The organism is Anabaenopsis sp. NIES-4685 (genome assembly GCF_059725405.1).
The window spans coordinates 145,991-160,927 of sequence record NZ_AP043602.1; the positions used below are offsets into that span (position 1 = coordinate 145,991).

Annotated in this window: 18 protein-coding genes, 3 pseudogenes and 1 riboswitch; of the genes and pseudogenes, 4 read left to right on the forward strand and 17 right to left on the reverse strand. The window is 41.1% G+C overall.

Annotated elements, in window-relative coordinates; genetic code table 11:
* Positions 1-112: 112 nt before the first annotated feature.
* Together AC6IZ0_RS00635 and AC6IZ0_RS00640 are read left to right on the forward strand one after the other, a co-directional pair.
* Complete coding sequence (locus tag AC6IZ0_RS00635) at positions 113-535, forward strand: hypothetical protein (RefSeq protein ID WP_271731972.1); 423 nt, start codon at positions 113-115, stop codon at positions 533-535.
* Positions 536-622: 87 nt separating this feature from the next.
* Positions 623-1,084: a hydrogenase maturation protease gene (locus AC6IZ0_RS00640; RefSeq protein ID WP_271731976.1), complete on the forward strand. Its 462-nt coding sequence runs from the start codon at positions 623-625 to the stop codon at positions 1,082-1,084.
* On the opposite strand, the gene AC6IZ0_RS00645 is transcribed toward AC6IZ0_RS00640, so the two are convergent.
* The 5 genes from AC6IZ0_RS00645 to AC6IZ0_RS00665 form a co-directional block, all read right to left on the reverse strand.
* Complete coding sequence (locus AC6IZ0_RS00645; protein WP_271731978.1) at positions 1,085-1,459, reverse strand: hypothetical protein; 375 nt, start codon at positions 1,457-1,459, stop codon at positions 1,085-1,087.
* Positions 1,460-1,477: 18 nt separating this feature from the next.
* Positions 1,478-1,612, reverse strand: coding sequence for a nitroreductase family protein (locus AC6IZ0_RS00650; RefSeq protein WP_280793087.1), 135 nt, complete (start codon positions 1,610-1,612; stop codon positions 1,478-1,480).
* A gap of 294 nt (positions 1,613-1,906) precedes the next feature.
* Positions 1,907-2,224, reverse strand: coding sequence for a hypothetical protein (locus AC6IZ0_RS00655; protein WP_497724685.1), 318 nt, complete (start codon positions 2,222-2,224; stop codon positions 1,907-1,909).
* Between the two features lie 132 nt (positions 2,225-2,356).
* Positions 2,357-2,569 carry a hypothetical protein gene (locus AC6IZ0_RS00660; RefSeq protein ID WP_497724687.1) on the reverse strand — a complete coding sequence of 71 codons (213 nt, stop codon included), beginning with the start codon at positions 2,567-2,569 and terminating at the stop codon, positions 2,357-2,359.
* Between the two features lie 107 nt (positions 2,570-2,676).
* A complete protein-coding gene (locus AC6IZ0_RS00665; protein WP_271731980.1) occupies positions 2,677-3,141 on the reverse strand; it encodes an ankyrin repeat domain-containing protein in 465 nt (154 codons plus the stop codon).
* Between the two features lie 474 nt (positions 3,142-3,615).
* Positions 3,616-3,811: riboswitch (cobalamin riboswitch) on the forward strand.
* A gap of 22 nt (positions 3,812-3,833) precedes the next feature.
* Here AC6IZ0_RS00665 and AC6IZ0_RS00670 point away from each other — a divergent pair.
* Positions 3,834-4,262: a DUF1636 family protein gene (locus AC6IZ0_RS00670; protein WP_271731982.1), complete on the forward strand. Its 429-nt coding sequence runs from the start codon at positions 3,834-3,836 to the stop codon at positions 4,260-4,262.
* 178 nt (positions 4,263-4,440) lie between these two features.
* Here the strand turns inward: AC6IZ0_RS00670 and AC6IZ0_RS00675 are convergent, their stop codons facing one another.
* The 12 genes and pseudogenes from AC6IZ0_RS00675 to AC6IZ0_RS00730 all read right to left on the reverse strand — a co-directional run.
* Complete coding sequence (locus AC6IZ0_RS00675) at positions 4,441-4,740, reverse strand: 2Fe-2S iron-sulfur cluster-binding protein (protein ID WP_200987994.1); 300 nt, start codon at positions 4,738-4,740, stop codon at positions 4,441-4,443.
* Between the two features lie 117 nt (positions 4,741-4,857).
* Positions 4,858-5,229, reverse strand: a complete 372-nt coding sequence (locus AC6IZ0_RS00680) for a HesB/IscA family protein (RefSeq protein WP_271731985.1) — start codon at positions 5,227-5,229, stop codon at positions 4,858-4,860.
* Positions 5,230-5,281: 52 nt separating this feature from the next.
* A complete protein-coding gene (locus tag AC6IZ0_RS00685; RefSeq protein ID WP_271731986.1) occupies positions 5,282-6,082 on the reverse strand; it encodes a HesA/MoeB/ThiF family protein in 801 nt (266 codons plus the stop codon).
* A gap of 10 nt (positions 6,083-6,092) precedes the next feature.
* Positions 6,093-6,410, reverse strand: coding sequence for a nitrogenase-stabilizing/protective protein NifW (gene nifW / locus AC6IZ0_RS00690; protein ID WP_271731987.1), 318 nt, complete (start codon positions 6,408-6,410; stop codon positions 6,093-6,095).
* Positions 6,407-6,616 carry a CCE_0567 family metalloprotein gene (locus AC6IZ0_RS00695; protein WP_271731988.1) on the reverse strand — a complete coding sequence of 70 codons (210 nt, stop codon included), beginning with the start codon at positions 6,614-6,616 and terminating at the stop codon, positions 6,407-6,409. The genes nifW and AC6IZ0_RS00695 overlap by 4 nt, the downstream gene beginning before the upstream one ends.
* Before the next feature lie 142 nt (positions 6,617-6,758).
* Entirely contained in the window at positions 6,759-7,235 is a 477-nt protein-coding gene (locus AC6IZ0_RS00700; RefSeq protein ID WP_271731989.1) for a NifX-associated nitrogen fixation protein, read from the reverse strand.
* A 20-nt stretch (positions 7,236-7,255) separates the two neighbouring features.
* The gene (gene nifX / locus AC6IZ0_RS00705) at positions 7,256-7,645 is read right to left on the reverse strand and encodes a nitrogen fixation protein NifX (protein ID WP_497724690.1); all 390 of its coding nucleotides are present in this window, start codon (positions 7,643-7,645) and stop codon (positions 7,256-7,258) included.
* Positions 7,646-7,715: 70 nt separating this feature from the next.
* Positions 7,716-9,044, reverse strand: coding sequence for a nitrogenase iron-molybdenum cofactor biosynthesis protein NifN (gene nifN, locus AC6IZ0_RS00710; RefSeq protein ID WP_497724692.1), 1,329 nt, complete (start codon positions 9,042-9,044; stop codon positions 7,716-7,718).
* Positions 9,045-9,180: 136 nt separating this feature from the next.
* Positions 9,181-10,559 (reverse strand): annotated as a pseudogene (gene nifE, locus AC6IZ0_RS00715) (nitrogenase iron-molybdenum cofactor biosynthesis protein NifE).
* 174 nt (positions 10,560-10,733) lie between these two features.
* Positions 10,734-11,063: a Mo-dependent nitrogenase C-terminal domain-containing protein gene (locus tag AC6IZ0_RS00720; protein ID WP_497724693.1), complete on the reverse strand. Its 330-nt coding sequence runs from the start codon at positions 11,061-11,063 to the stop codon at positions 10,734-10,736.
* A 137-nt stretch (positions 11,064-11,200) separates the two neighbouring features.
* Positions 11,201-12,736 (reverse strand): nitrogenase molybdenum-iron protein subunit beta, encoded by a 1,536-nt coding sequence (nifK, locus tag AC6IZ0_RS00725; protein WP_497724695.1) that lies wholly within the window; start codon positions 12,734-12,736, stop codon positions 11,201-11,203.
* 204 nt (positions 12,737-12,940) lie between these two features.
* A pseudogene (locus AC6IZ0_RS00730) lies at positions 12,941-13,099 on the reverse strand (nitrogenase molybdenum-iron protein alpha chain); the annotation flags it as partial.
* A gap of 109 nt (positions 13,100-13,208) precedes the next feature.
* Between AC6IZ0_RS00730 and AC6IZ0_RS00735 the strand changes: the two are divergent.
* Positions 13,209-14,629 (forward strand): annotated as a pseudogene (locus tag AC6IZ0_RS00735) (site-specific integrase).
* Positions 14,630-14,937 lie beyond the last annotated feature (308 nt).

Here is a 14,937-nt window from a genome sequence, read left to right on the forward strand (position 1 = left end):
CAACAATGCCTATTCTGGACATATCGTAGCTTAACATACTAAAAGTAATAGCGGTAATGGGTTAGGCTAGCTATGATGCACCTCACAAAAAATCAATTTACACGGTAAGCCTGTGTCTGATATACCGCTACATAGATATCTCCCTCGCCTCCCTGAAGCCGCACTACAAGAATTCATAGAATGGTGTGTTTTAGAGCAAGCAAAAGCCGCAGAATGTAATTTTACTCCAGACCAAAGTAAGTTAAATAACTTACCACCCACAGAGTATATTACCCAACTCATTGACCAGTTTATGAAGGTGAAACCTGACCCCATTAAAGCTGGTTTAGTAGCTGCGATCGCCGGGAAAGAAGCTGACCAACATGGTTTATCTGGATTGGCAGTTATAGCCGATTTTATAGCACTTTATGTCAAGTATTTAATTCCTAAAGATGGCAATACTCCACAACAAGCAGAAATGATCTTAACGGACGCATCAAAAAAGCAGTGTGAAAAGTTTATGGAAATTGCCAAAAAATATGATGTGAAATTATAGTCTTTTCCATAACTGATTATTCAGAGGTTTCGTGTATCACTCGCAGCCTCTGATTTAGCCACCAATGATGACCTAATTAAAAAACTCTTGTTAACTATTATCGGTTGCGGTAACCTCAACCGCAGTGACGACGCTGTAGGCGTAATTATTGCTCAACGCCTACAACAATATCTAGCCCAAAATCCCCATCCCCATGTGCAAGTATATGACTGTGGAACCGCTGGGATGGAAGTAATGTTTCAAGCTAGAGGTAGTCAAGAATTAATAATTATTGATGCTAGTTCCACAGGTTCAGAACCAGGTGCTGTATTTCAAGTCCCCGGACAAGAACTAGAAGCATTACCAGAACCTAGTTATAACTTACATGATTTTCGCTGGGATCATGCTTTAGCAGCTGGGAGGAAAATCTTTAATCAAGACTTTCCCCAACAAGTAACAGTTTACCTGATTGAAGCTGCCAATCTTAATTTAGGACTAGAGCTAAGTCCGGTAGTGCAAAATTCTGCTGATTTAGTTTTTCAAGAATTAGTCAGTAAATTGAATCACTAATTACGCCCAATCACGATAAACTGAAAGTTCATCTACCCTCATTTCAAAAGGTACACCCTGACTATCGGGGGGACAAACCCGAATTTTAGCACTGCTGATAATAGAGTGAAGTAATGTTCCCATGGGGACAATTTTTTGTAAAACCCGCCAGTTAGTAACTTGATCCGGACATTCAATTACTAGTGTCATCGCATTAGCGCGGGTTGTCACATACCAGCGACAATTAGAGAGTAGATTTTGAATGGTGCGATCGCACCCGTGATAAAAATACCTACTAATAGAATACTCTAGTTGTTGCCGTAGTATAATATCTGCCGATGTCGGCTGCATAGGATGAGAATCATCACTATCAAAATAGAAATTATTCTTAGCCATCTCTCGTTATGATCCTAGTTATTTGCCAATAGCCATTCCATAGAGAACATCTTGAGTTTCCTCATCATAAAAAGCACCAATTACAGTACAATTAATTCCCAAATAGTTGCTAACTAAATAAATTTTGTTTCCCACAAAACCAGCTAATTGCATAGCTGTTTGATAATTTGTCTATTCAGATACCAAAAACCAAGTTACAGCGCCACCTCTGACAATGAATGGCCTGATTGACGCATTAGTAACCCGTCTGTTCTCTGAAATCACCCGCTTTGAGCAAATGTGTACCTTTATATAATCCAGGTAACATCCCCTCTACGCGATAACAGAGTAAATTTCGATTTTCTCAAAATCATCTGTTGGTATTGGTTGTGCGATTTGTCGCCAGAGATATAGATAATCTTCTTGAGAAATAAACTGTTTCCGGAAACGTCTCGCTCAACGTCTATTTCACACAATAGGATAAAACTTATCTCTGTCAAAGTTAAACTGTGGCTGTTGTAATGGCTGTACTGGACTCTGCTGCAAAGCGGTTGCTTGATACCTATATTGAATAAATTGATCAGCTTCAAAATAATGTGTACCCCAGACAAAAGAAACCCGCAGTCCCAAAGCTCTAATTGGCTTGTCTTGGATTTGGACTGAGATTACCCCAGCAGTGATAAGCTCTTTATTTTTCAAGCCTAACAACCTATTGACATCAAGTTTATCAAAGTCAAAAATAAGTTGTATATCTTGGTTATGGAGATCAGCTGATGCTGCAATCACCCCTAAATGATGACCGCTATCCAGAAAGCAATATCTTAGTCTCCTATCCTGATATTTCCAACTAGACCTATAATAAACACAACTAATTTAAAAAAAGCATCACTTGATACTTTTTGCTGGTATAATATGATTTTATACTCCATCATCAATTAATTCATAGGTGAGTGCGAGACAATTATTGTCAACTTCCAAATGATAGATACCATCCACCATTCCCCACATCCCACGAAGTAGATAAACCTCCCTAGGATATAAAGCCCTTTCCTGGGTAACTGCACTAGTTAGCCAGATAAACGAATGCAGGGGATTATTGAGATTTAATTTCACCCCCCTAAAATTTGGCATAAACTTTAAATTAATGGGGATGAGTGTAAGGATCTACATAATTTGGACTCACCTGTATAGATAAGTAATAATGCTTAGTAGCATATTAGTAAAGCCTGTCTAAATTATTACCTTTCGGCGTTTTGAAGTAACCTTAATATCTCCATATTGCTAGCTAAATCTATAGCCCTACAATCATCAAAATTCCTTAAATTTAAGTTAGGTTTGTGTTGTATAAGTAACTTAGCCACCCCCGTCTTCCCTGCTGATGCTGCATACATTAAAACAGTTGCACCGTTATCATTTTGGTTATTAATATCAATTTCTGTAGCTAGGAGTAAGCTAATTAGCTCATAATGATTACCACAACAAGCAAACCATAAAGCATTATTGCGATCATAATTTTTGGCATTAATATTCACGCCTAAGTCAATTAGCTCTTTGACTACTGCATATACTCCTTCTCTAGTAGCTTTTATCAAGGCTGTGTCGCCATTTTTACCTTGTCGATTTAAGTTATTGGGATTATAACCATTTGCTATCAGCCATTGCTGGGTAACTTCACTCAATTTTTGCTTTTTGATCTGATTCATAACTAATCCTTGATATCCCTAAACGGACTCATCAATTTGAATAGAGGTTTATAGCGAACTAGAAAAAGTCCAGAATAAGATTTACGCAGATTATCATGATTTTTTTGTTGCATCTATCTCCGGTCATGCTGAAGTTTTAGCTGCACCCAAGTTCAGAGATAAATCTTGGCAGGGTTTTTTGAGATTTAAGTTCACTAGCAACAATTTAGCTTATTTATATATTATCACTCTGATAAGTTTGAATTATGAATGATTTATAAAGATCCCCATACATCTGTAGAATAATTGGCTGAAGAAAATCTAAAAATGCAGCTAAATATACAGCTAAATTACAAATCTAATAAACTAGATATTTTTTTGTATCGTTTGTATTTAGGCCATGTTGTAGCTTACTTACTGCTACTGATGCCGTAAATGCCTTACAGGATGTCTGAACTTTCTGATTTAATGTGTGATAAATTTGACGAAAATATGCTAAATTACTATATATTCGGTTCTAATAGAAATTAACTATTAGAGGTAAGGGGGAAAGTTCGGTGTAAGTCCGGCGCTGTCCCGCAGCTGTAAACCGATTTTAGATTTTTAGTTTGAGATTTAAAACACCAAAAACACCAAATTTAAAATTTAAAATTGCCTAAGTCAGAATACCCGCCGATATAAAAGTAAATTAAGCTACAATCTACGAGGTATAGATGAGAGCAGAACATACAATATTTGTTTGTACAACCTGTGGGAGTAAATGGGAAGGTGGTAAACGTGTGGGTGAAAGTGGGGGAGAAATACTTCTCAAGCACTTACAAGCACATTATCCCCATTGGGAATTGAACACGGAGTTTAGGATTCAACCGGTAGAATGTATGAGCGCATGCGATCGCTCTTGTGTTGTTTCCTTTGCTTCACATGATAAATATACTTATCTTTTCGGGGATCTGTCTCCTGAGCTATCGCCAGCAGAAGTAGAGGGTATATTCCAGTGTGCTGGTAAATATTATGCACACCCACAAGGTTTGTTACCCTGGGGTGAACGTCCAGAACCTCTCAAGAAAGGAATTTTAGCCCGTATTCCAGCAGTACCTACGCCCTTACAGATAAATTGTACTGAGGCAAAAATCTGTAATTAAAAAAAAGATGAAGGATATACTTCATCCTTCATCTTGATTGCAGTTTAGCAGTGGGTGTAGTAGATGAAAAGATAATGAACCACAGATAAACACAGATGAATATCAATAAATCTTGAGTTTATCTCGGTGAAAACTGCTGTAAGCAAATATTGCTGATAGTAGCGGTTTAAGCAATATTCTATACAAGATATGCTTCTTGGTGGGTCTTAATTGTGCAATTAGAGCGAGGATAGGTAACGCAAAGTAAAGCGAATCCTTTAGATACTTGCTCGTCATCTAAGAAGTTTTGATCAGATTGATCAATTTCACCTTCTACAACTTTTCCTACACAACTCGAGCAAGAACCTGAGTGACAAGAGAAAGGTAATTCAATACCATTTTCTTCTGCTGCATCCACAATGTTAGTATCTTCATCTACTTCAATTGTGGTGTCCAGTCCTTCTTTTTTGTTGATTAATCTCACTTGGTAGGTAGCCATTTTCCGATTCTCCTCAAAATTTAGACGCTCAGATGGATTTCTCGAAGTTTATCTAGTGAACTCTGCGAGTAGCAACGCGGAAGACAGCAGCACATTGATGGGGTTCAATTCCAAGTACTATTTGCAAGGTATCCCCGTAGGTGTGCCATCATCTGTTTTGAAGGATTTTCCGCAACCGCAGGTATCACTTGCATGAGGGTTAGTGAACTTAAAGCCACTTTCCATTACCCCTTCTACAAAGTCGATGATTACCCCTTCTAATAACGGCGCACTTTTGGCATCAACATAAATCAGCACATTCCCCTGCTGAATTACCAAGTCATCTGGTTTTGGTTTGCTGGTGATCTCAAGACCATATTCATAGCCACTGCAACCACCATTTTGCACAGATACACGGATACCTTTTTTAGTCTCGTTATTATCAGAGGCTGAACTTCGTAAAAATGCCCGCAGACGAAATTCTGCTTTTTCTGTTAAGCTAACAGCCATTACCTTTCCTGCCGATTTCTAGTGTGGGGATTTGTGTCAATTATGACTAAAACTACGTTGTACAATTGCTGGTAGCTTCCATTGATGGGGAGTGACCATATCTCCAAGGCGCAGTGTTACCACATACAGGACAAGCGCGATCGCGCTGAGAACGGCGCTTGGCAAATTCCATGCGATTCAAGTCAATGGTCAGCAATTGCGATAACAGAGGTTGACTAAACCCAGTAATCAGCTTGATCGCTTCCAACGCTGTTAGACAAGCTAGTGTCCCAGAGACAGCGCCGAGAACTGAAAAAGCACGTCTGTCCCATTCCGGCTTTTCTGGAAACAAACAGGATAAACAAGGAGTTACACCTGGAATAATGGTAGTTAAGTAAGCCTCCATCCCGTCCATTGCTGCTTCCACCATCGGTTTACGCCAGCGTACACAAGCTTCATTGAGCAAATTGCGTTCTGTAAAATTGTGCGCGCAATCTAGCGCCATATCAGCCGATTGTACCAACGAGTCTACATTTTCTGGGGTGATGTAATCATGAACTACTTCCACCTGGACATCAGGATTAATTGCTTCCAGAGTTTCTTTAGCCTTGAATACCCTTGGCTTACCTACCCAATCATCAGTCATTAAAATCTGACGATTCATATCATCCAAGCGCAAGTCACCACCCCGGACTAGGATTAGCCGCCCAACGCCCGCTACTGCTAAGTAAAGCGCCGCCGTACCGCCTAATCCCCCCACACCCGTAACCAGAACTGTTGCAGACTTCAGGCGTTTTTGAGCTAGTTCGCCAAAATTTGGGAGCATCATTTGGCGACTATAGCGTTCCAACTCGGTAGGCGTTAGGTTGATCACTTTTTACCTCCTAATCAGAAGTGATTTCTGTCAGCGTAACTACATTCTTGGGCTTCTCATTAAACACCTTGAACAGCTTTTGTTCATGGGGGGTTGATTCCAGGAAAACATCATAAGCTTTTTGCAAAGCCAAAGAATATTGATCAAGTCTTTCTTCTGTACTCAAATCAGGAGCATGATCATCAACTTCCGCCATATATTGCGAAAATTTCTTCAAAATATGTAACCGATTTACATTGACAATTTCTTGGTCGTAGGGCAAATTAAAAAAATTAAAAAATTCCTCCGCATCTACCAGCTTTTTGAATTCATTCATAGTTCCACTCATTGAGAATTCTCCAGAATTTTGAGTTGTTGCTTAAGCTCATCTAGCTGTTGATAGATTTTATAAGTCGCAGCCGCCACATCCATAAGTGTTTTGTAATCTGTGGGCAAACCTTCAGCTAAATCATGCAGGTCCATCTTCATTTGACCAGCTTTACTATTCAGGCGCTTAATTTGGTTTTTCAGTTCTGTAATACTTGTTTCGCTCACTAGTACTCCTTATGATCAACACCGCAGAAAAATCCCCATAAACACCTTTGTATCTATTTAGCAGTTTCAGATCCCGGACTTCTTTCATAAACTCCAGACTCTTGAGCATCTACACCAGAAGTCCGGGATCTCCAAAGCTGTTTTAAAGGTTACCTACCTCGGCGAATCTTTTACCTAATTCAATACCTTTCTGCACATAGGCTTCTCCCTCCTGGGCTAATTTTTCTAGGGAGTCAAAACCAAATCTGTGCGCATCACGCAAGGTTTTTTTAGTTAGCAAAAGACGACCAGAAAAAACCAGCGCCCAGCCAAATCCTTCATGACTTAAGTCAAGCACTACCTGAGAAATTAAGCCTGTTTCCTGTTCTACACCAGCCGCTACAGCGCGGAAAAATGCCATAATCCGAGCTTGAGTAATCGGATCAACTTCACCCTCTAGGGAAATTTCCCGTTTCTTCTGTTTGGTAACTACAAAGGGTTTGAGTATTAATTCATCTGACCAGTTACGATAAACCCCATAAGTGTCTTGTCCACGGATTTGCTGGACTAATGTCTTGAGAAAAGGCGAGTTGAAGACTACTGTATCGCTGCTTCCGTTCACACTATTATTTGTACTCATACCGTGGCTTAAACTTCAAGTTAATCTGCAAAATTAGGAGTGGTTTGTCTCAATGCTTTACGCAACCAAGGGGGAGGATTACCTTTGAGGGTTTTTACTAGTTTTGTGAGAACTTCACTAATTTCTTCTGCTTCTGATTTGGCTTTGACTGGGGTAACGCCTTTCTTAATTAAACGGGCTGCGGCACTACCACCAATGGCAGCAACATAAACGATGGTACAATCCACTAAAGCATCAAGTTTAGGGGTGATTTTATCCTCGTTACCATCTTCTTTGAGATCACCCTCAAATTTTAGAGTTTCCAGAAATTGATATCCCTCGTCAGAGATTTCATAAACATCAATTTCTCTAACCCATCCGAAGTGAGCATTAATGTGAACTCGGTCACTGGTGGTAAAGGCAATTTTCATTCTCTTTTTTTTGTGAATTAAGGATCGGGTATTGCGTGTAGGGTATGGGGGATTGAGAAGTAATTGATTCTTAATCCCCATTCCCTAAGTTCCATAAGTGTTTAACTCTCTCTTCTTCAGCCTCTAAAAATAGATTACCAATGCCAAATAACAGCTCTATAGTGCCTCGGTAGCCCACTTTAGTAAAGTATCCATTACCCAAGCGGTCGTAAATGGGAATACCTAGACGATAGAGAGGAACTGAGAGACGTTTCGCGATCGCACCTAGATTAGAATTTCCAATCAATAAATCAGAACCCAGGGCTAATTGCTCAAAATCATCTAAATCGCCGATGGTGACACTTTTTACCGGGAGTTTTTCCAACAGCGGCGATCGCGTCGTAGTCACCGCCCCATGAATTTGACTTCCCATGGATTGCAGAAAGTTAACCATTGACCATAACAAATCCGGTTCTAACGCCAAAGACACTCGCTTGGCACTAAAGTAAAAATGACTATCTAACATCGCATCTTGCAGCTGGCGACGTTGACGGCGGTATTTTTCCGGTACGGGATTGCTACTGAGAATAGATAATGCTTGCAGGAACTCATCTACCGGTTCCAATCCAGTCAGTTCACCAAACACCTCGTAGGGGATATTAAACCGCTCCTCCAGGATTTTAGCCGCCGGTCGCATACTCTCGCCCAAAGCGATGGTAAAGGCTGAACTACCTACATCTCGTAGTTGTTTTAAGGTAGTACCACTAGCTGTAATAGCAGTATAACCATCTTCTAAATGACCATCAAGAGAAGCCCCCAGGTCAGGAACAAAGATTGGCACTAAACCAAAGGCTGTTACCATCTCTTTAATTTCCTGTATATCCCCCGGTGTAAACGCAGAACCTGCCAAAATAGTAACTTGTTCAGTTCTGATACCACCAGCTTGGGGGATTTCCCTGACTATACTTTCCACAGCCGCCCCAAATCCATCTTGCAACGCCCCCTTAAAGTCTGGGGTAGTAGCATATACAATGGGCAGATAATTTAGGGACTGATGGCGATCGCGGATTTCCTTGAGAAACCGCTCTAGCTCATCTCCTCTAGTTTCCGTCAGTCCTGTACTACATAAACCAATAATTTCCGGATTGACCTTCTCCACCAAAGTGAGAATTGCTTGTTCCACATTCTCCTCACCACCCAAGATAGTAGTAACTTCGGTCATGGCTGTAGTGGCTAGGGGAATAGCTTCCCGAAAATGCCGTACAAGCACAACTTTAGCGAAGGCAGTACAACCTTGGGAACCGTGAAATAAAGGAATCATCCCCTTCAAGCCCAAAAAAGCTAAAGATGCACCTAAAGCTTGGCTTTGTTTCAGGGGATTAACTGTAAGTGGTTTATGAGGAAGATTAACAATCGCCATGGCATTTATACTTATTCGTTGGTCTATTGGAGATCCCGGAGTTCTGGTGTAGATGCTCAAGAGTCTGGAGTTGATGAAACAAGTCTGGGATCTGAAACTGCTAGTCGTTGGTTATGAGATGACAATCCTTCGCCCCTCATCCCTCAGACTCTTCCCAAGGGGCGGGTTTACGTATTTGTTCCCAAATAGGGCTATACAGAGCCTCATATAATTCCCGTGCCATTTCCACCATACCCACATAACCAGCATAGGGATGGTGGCGTTCTTGGTTGATATCCAGGAAGGGAATCCGAGCTTTTAACGCCGTGTATTGATTACGACCCCCGGCGATCAACATATCAGCGCCGGTGTCCTTCACCAGCTTTAACAATTCCTTAGCGTTACCCTTCTCCATCATGATGCCATCATTACCAATCAACCTCTTGATCCGGGCTTTATCTTCCTCAGTACTTTTTCTAGTACTAGTAGCAACGACTTCTATACCCAAGTCCTTAGCTGCGGAGATAATCGACCAACTCTTGACACCACCGGTATATAATACAACCCGCTTACCTTGAAGTCGAGCGCGATAGGGAGCCAAAGCCAAATCAAGAGCTCAGTTTCTTGGGCAATTAACTTTTCCGTGCGCTCCTGCAAATCAGCATCGCCCAATTGCGCCGCAATATTTCGCAGACAGCGATTCATATCATCAATGCCATAGAAAGACTCTTCAATGTAAGGAATGTTGTAACGTTCCTCCATCTTTCTAGCCATATTCAGCAACGCACGGGAACAGATCATCACATTGAGCTTGGCCCGGTGGGCGTAACGAACCTCGTCATAGCGAGCATCACCCGTTATTTTAGATAAAACACGAATGCCTAACTTTTCCAGCAGTGGTGTGACTCCCCACATTTCCCCGGCAATATTATACTCACCGATCAAGTTAATATCATAAGGTGTAGTTGTTTCCGGTTCTGCCGTACCAACTACATATTCCAGCAAAGCCTCACCACCAAAGCGGTTACCCAGGTTCTTACTACCAATGAACCCCGGAGCAATCACAGGAATCACAGGGGTACCAGTTTTCTCAGCCGCCGCCTTGCAAACAGCATCTATATCATCGCCAATCAAAGCAGTGACACAAGTAGCGTAGACAAAAATGGCTGGGGGATTGTAGCGTTCTTTAAGTTGCAGAATCGCCTGATAGAGCTTCTTTTCACCCCCGAAAATCACATCATTCTCACTCAAATCGGTAGTAAAACCCATCTTGTAGAGTTGGGGACCAGAGGAAAGACTACCACGACTACCCCAAGAATTACCAGCACAGGCAATAGGCCCATGGACCAAATGAGCCGCATCAGTGATTGGCACCAAAGCAATCATTGCACCATCAAAAGCGCAACCTCCTTGAGCCGCACCGGGCTGGGCTTGTTGGGTACAAGACTTATTTTTCTTCTCACCCTGTTTGTGCTGATTGTGTTCACATCCCGACTCACTCAGCAGCTCATTAATTTTGCCTTGGGTAATTTTCATGTCTCTTCTCTTGCTAGATCGACGTGTTAAATAGTAACTAATAGACTGCTTGCAAAACTCCTCTCCCGACCACATTCACACCGGATAAACCATTAATAATAATCTGTGTTCATCTGTGGACTACTTATCATAAAATGTACTTTTGCAAGAGCATTAAAAAATCAATATCACTGCCTAACAAATATACTTGGTGACATCTTCCCCACGTTCATCAGCCAGAAAAGATAAAGCCCGAAAACGCATAGCCACCAACTCATCATATACAGGATTGAGTTTACACAAAGCCGGAATATGCAAAGTCCGCCCGAATAAATTAACATTACGCTCAAAGGGACAACAGCAAGGAATGACCTGGCAGATTATATGAGCAAGATGATAATTTCTCACTTCAATCCCATCTATTAAACCACGCAGAGGATTGAAGATTTTCTGAAACCAACCAGACTTTTGATAGTTAGGTGGATGGTAATGATGATCAGAGTGAGTATGATGTATAGTTTCCATAATAGATACCTCCAGTAAAGATGTAATTTGCCAGAAAAAGGTAAGTAGTGGCTCTAGGGGCGCTGGGGATGAGTATCACCCTTTTTGCCCCTAGCCCTTACTCCCCTTCCTTACCTTTGATTAGCACTCTGCAATTCTTAGCGAATCAAGTCGTAAGAAATATCTGTTTTAGAAGGAATATTGGTGTTGCGATCGATTTCTTCAAAGATTGTATTGACAATCCAGTTGAGCAAGTTGATCACACCTTGATAACCGATAGTGCTGTAGCGGTGTAAGTGGTGGCGGTCCATGATAGGATAACCAATTCTTACCAGGGGAACCTTACAATCACGCCACAGGTACTTACCATAGGAGTTACCAATCAGCAAGTCTACAGGTTCAGTGAACAGTAAAGAACGCATATGCCATAGGTCTTTACCACCCCAGATGGTTGCGCCTTGACCAAAAGGACTAGAATCTAGTAGAGCTTGAAGTTCTTTTTCAAACACGTCATTGGAGTTGTGAACCAAGATATGCACAGGTTCAGCACCCATTTCTAACATGAAACCAACTACGCTGTATACCAAGTCTGGCTCACCGTAGATAGCGAAGCGCTTACCGTGTAACCAAGCGTGGGAGTCGGTCATGGCATCAACTGCGCGACCGCGTTCGATTTCCAACTCTTGGGGAATGGGCTTACCGCTCAATTCACTGAGTTTCATCAAGAACTCGTCAGTAGCCTTAATACCCCAAGGACGGGAAACTACAACTTCTTGCTTCCATTCTTTTTCAATGTACTCACGGGTCTTAACTGTGGAGTGCGCTTGCAGAAACACTGTAGCCTTAGCGTTGATGGAGTCTGCGACATCTTCCAACTTAGTACCACCGGGATACATATCGAATTCACCTGTGTTGGGTGAATCCAGGTAGTCACTGTTATCAGCTAGAATGGTGTAGTCAAAACCGAATAAACCTGCAATACGCTTGATTTCACGGTTGTTGCCTACGTAGGTGTCAAAACCTGGGATAAAGTTGATTTTGCCATTGCTGGTAGCTTTCTTCTGACCTGCGGTGAGGTTAGAAAGAATACCCTTCATCATGTTGTCGTAACCAGTGATGTGGGAACCAACAAAGCTAGGTGTGTGAGCGTAAGGGACTGGGAAATTCTTAGGAACTGAACCAGCATCCTTAGCGTTGTTGATGAAAGCTTGTAAGTCATCACCAATAACCTCAGCCATACAGGTGGTGCAAACAGCAATCATCTTGGGCTTGTAGAGTTGGTAAGAGTTAGCCAACCCATCAATCATGTTCTGCATACCACCGAATACCGCTGCGTCTTCAGTCATGGAAGAAGACACACCAGAGAATGGTTCTTTGTAGTGACGGGTTAAGTGGGTACGGAAGTATGCAACGCAACCTTGAGAACCTTGTACAAAGGGTAAAGTGCCTTCAAAACCCACAGCAGCAAAAATTGCACCTAAAGGTTGGCAACCTTTAGCAGGGTTGATGGTTAATGCTTCACGAGCAAAGTTCTTTTCGCGATATTCCCAACCCTTGTTCAATTCTGCAACCCGTTCGATTTCTTCGGGGCTGTGACCGTTTTCAAATTCCTTCTTGTTTTGGAAGAGTTGCTTGTACTCTGGTTGGTGAAATAACTCAACGTGGTCTTGAATTTTATCTGGATTCTGAGGCATTTGCTGGTTCTCCAAGCTTACATGATTCGTTAGTAATTGGGAAATTTGACCGGAATTTAAGGATGGGGGTGGGAATGTCACTCAAAATTCAGAATGCAAAAATCAAAATTAACTTTTAACTTTTGAATTTTGAACTTTGAATTCCCAACTCCTCCCCTGGGGCTAAGACCCCAGGCCATCCCTATTTATCCTTTTTCCACTGATTTAGGCGGTAGCTTTGGCTTTAGCTTTAGCGTCAGCCTTTTTGCTCCAGGGAGCGCCAATTAGTCCCCAGGTTGGGCTATTGAGTGCCAAATCCATATCGCGAGCGAAGATAGCGAAGCCATCATAACCGTGATAAGGACCGGAGTATTTCTTTTTATGGTTTAATAGCTCTAAATGTCTTAATGTTTGTGGTAAGCAATGGTAGTGATAAACATTGTTTGCTGATAACACATTTATTTTTAGGCTAAATATAGGCTAAACCATAGCAATGCATCATCAGGGTAAAGACAAGTATCAAGAAGCTTTTACAGACTTAGAACCATTTCCATCTACTGACGGCAGTTTCTCGGCTCCAGTCTGCAAGCACAACAGCAAAGAGAACACATGAGAACAAAAGTATTAGTAGAGTTAGAACAAGTAAATCTGCGCTTGAAATCTGCAAAGGCGAAGGTAACGGTGAGAGAATCAAATGGAAGTCTGCAATTGCGGGCGACCTTACCAATTAAACCTGGGGATCAGGACACAAGAGGGACTGGAAAAAAACAATATAATCTCAGCTTGAATATTCCGGCTAACTTGGATGGACTGAAAACGGCTGAGGAAGAAGCTTATGAATTAGGTAAGTTAATCGCTAGAAAAACCTTTACATGGAATGATAAATATTTAGGTAATGAGGCGATTAAACAAGAATTTAAAACTATAGGTGAGTTATTAGCACAGTTTGAGGAGGAGTATTTTAAAACTCACAAACGCACTACCAAAAGTGAACATACTTTTTTTTATTATTTTTCCCGAACCAAGCGGTTTACTAATTTAGAGGATTTAGCAACACCTGAAAATTTAATTAGTGCAATTACAAAAATAGATAAGGAATGGGCAAGATATAATGCTACCAGAGCTATATCTGCATTTTGCCAAACTTTTAAAATTGAAATAGATTTATCTCCATATTCTAAAATCCCGGAGAATAATTCCCGGAATATACCCACGGATGCTGAAATACTGGCGGGAATTATTAAGTTTGAAGATTACTTAAATCACAGAGGTAATCAAGTTAATGAAAATGTCAAAAATAGCTGGCAGCTTTGGCGGTGGACTTATGGTATGTTGGCGGTGTTTGGGTTGCGCCCACGGGAATTATTTATTAATCCTGATATCGATTGGTGGTTATGTCCAGAAAATATAGATTTTACTTGGAAAGTTCATAAAGATTGTAAGACTGGGGAAAGACAAGCATTACCATTACATCAAGAATGGATTTGGGAATTTGATTTGAGAAATCCTCTGTATTTAGAGATGTTGGCAACTGCGATTAGTAAGAAAAATCAGAATAGTCATGCGGAAATAACGGCATTAACTCAACGAGTTAGTTGGTGGTTTCGGAAAATTGGGTTAGATTTTAAGCCCTATGATTTACGTCACGCTTGGGCGATTCGGGCGCATATTTTAGGGATACCAATTAAAGCCGCTGCGGATAATTTAGGTCATAGTGTGCAAGTTCATACACAAACTTATCAGCGTTGGTTCTCTCTGGATATGCGAAAGTTGGCGATTAATCAGGCTTTGAGTAGGAGGAATGAGGTTGAGTTAATGCGGGAGGAGAATGAAAGATTGAGGTTAGAGAATGAAAGCTTAAGGTCGGAAAATGCAGGGTTAAGGTTGGTTGATCAAATAATCAATACTCGATGACTTACAAAAGCGATCGCAAGCTGGTATGGCGATCGCCTGTATGTAATGTATATGTAACTTTAAATCTACATCTAATCCAGCTTAACTCAAGGCTGTTTTTACCTGTTGTACATCTTTGAGTGTTATCATTGACATAAAAACCCGCTTTTGTGTTTATCTGGGATGAGATGACTGTAAACTATTTAGGTAATTTCGTAGGGTGTTTTACTGTATATCTATTGTCTGTTGATGCGATCGCACTTTTAGCCAATCAAATCAAAATTTTAGTCTAAAATAAATACATGAAAAAATGTTTATCATTTGACAAA

Coding starts and splice junctions, on each gene's coding strand:
- AC6IZ0_RS00700 (WP_271731989.1), bottom strand. CDS start 7,235: ATGAGTACAAATAATAGTGTGAACGGAAGCAGCGATACAGTAGTCTTC.
- nifX (WP_497724690.1), bottom strand. CDS start 7,645: ATGAAAATTGCCTTTACCACCAGTGACCGAGTTCACATTAATGCTCAC.
- AC6IZ0_RS00645 (WP_271731978.1), bottom strand. CDS start 1,459: ATGGCTAAGAATAATTTCTATTTTGATAGTGATGATTCTCATCCTATG.
- AC6IZ0_RS00650 (WP_280793087.1), bottom strand. CDS start 1,612: ATGCAATTAGCTGGTTTTGTGGGAAACAAAATTTATTTAGTTAGCAAC.
- nifW (WP_271731987.1), bottom strand. CDS start 6,410: ATGAGTGGAACTATGAATGAATTCAAAAAGCTGGTAGATGCGGAGGAA.
- AC6IZ0_RS00680 (WP_271731985.1), bottom strand. CDS start 5,229: ATGGCTGTTAGCTTAACAGAAAAAGCAGAATTTCGTCTGCGGGCATTT.
- AC6IZ0_RS00720 (WP_497724693.1), bottom strand. CDS start 11,063: ATGGAAACTATACATCATACTCACTCTGATCATCATTACCATCCACCT.
- AC6IZ0_RS00665 (WP_271731980.1), bottom strand. CDS start 3,141: ATGAATCAGATCAAAAAGCAAAAATTGAGTGAAGTTACCCAGCAATGG.
- AC6IZ0_RS00675 (WP_200987994.1), bottom strand. CDS start 4,740: ATGGCTACCTACCAAGTGAGATTAATCAACAAAAAAGAAGGACTGGAC.
- AC6IZ0_RS00660 (WP_497724687.1), bottom strand. CDS start 2,569: ATGCCAAATTTTAGGGGGGTGAAATTAAATCTCAATAATCCCCTGCAT.
- nifK (WP_497724695.1), bottom strand. CDS start 12,736: ATGCCTCAGAATCCAGATAAAATTCAAGACCACGTTGAGTTATTTCAC.
- nifN (WP_497724692.1), bottom strand. CDS start 9,044: ATGGCGATTGTTAATCTTCCTCATAAACCACTTACAGTTAATCCCCTG.
- AC6IZ0_RS00670 (WP_271731982.1), top strand. CDS start 3,834: ATGAGAGCAGAACATACAATATTTGTTTGTACAACCTGTGGGAGTAAA.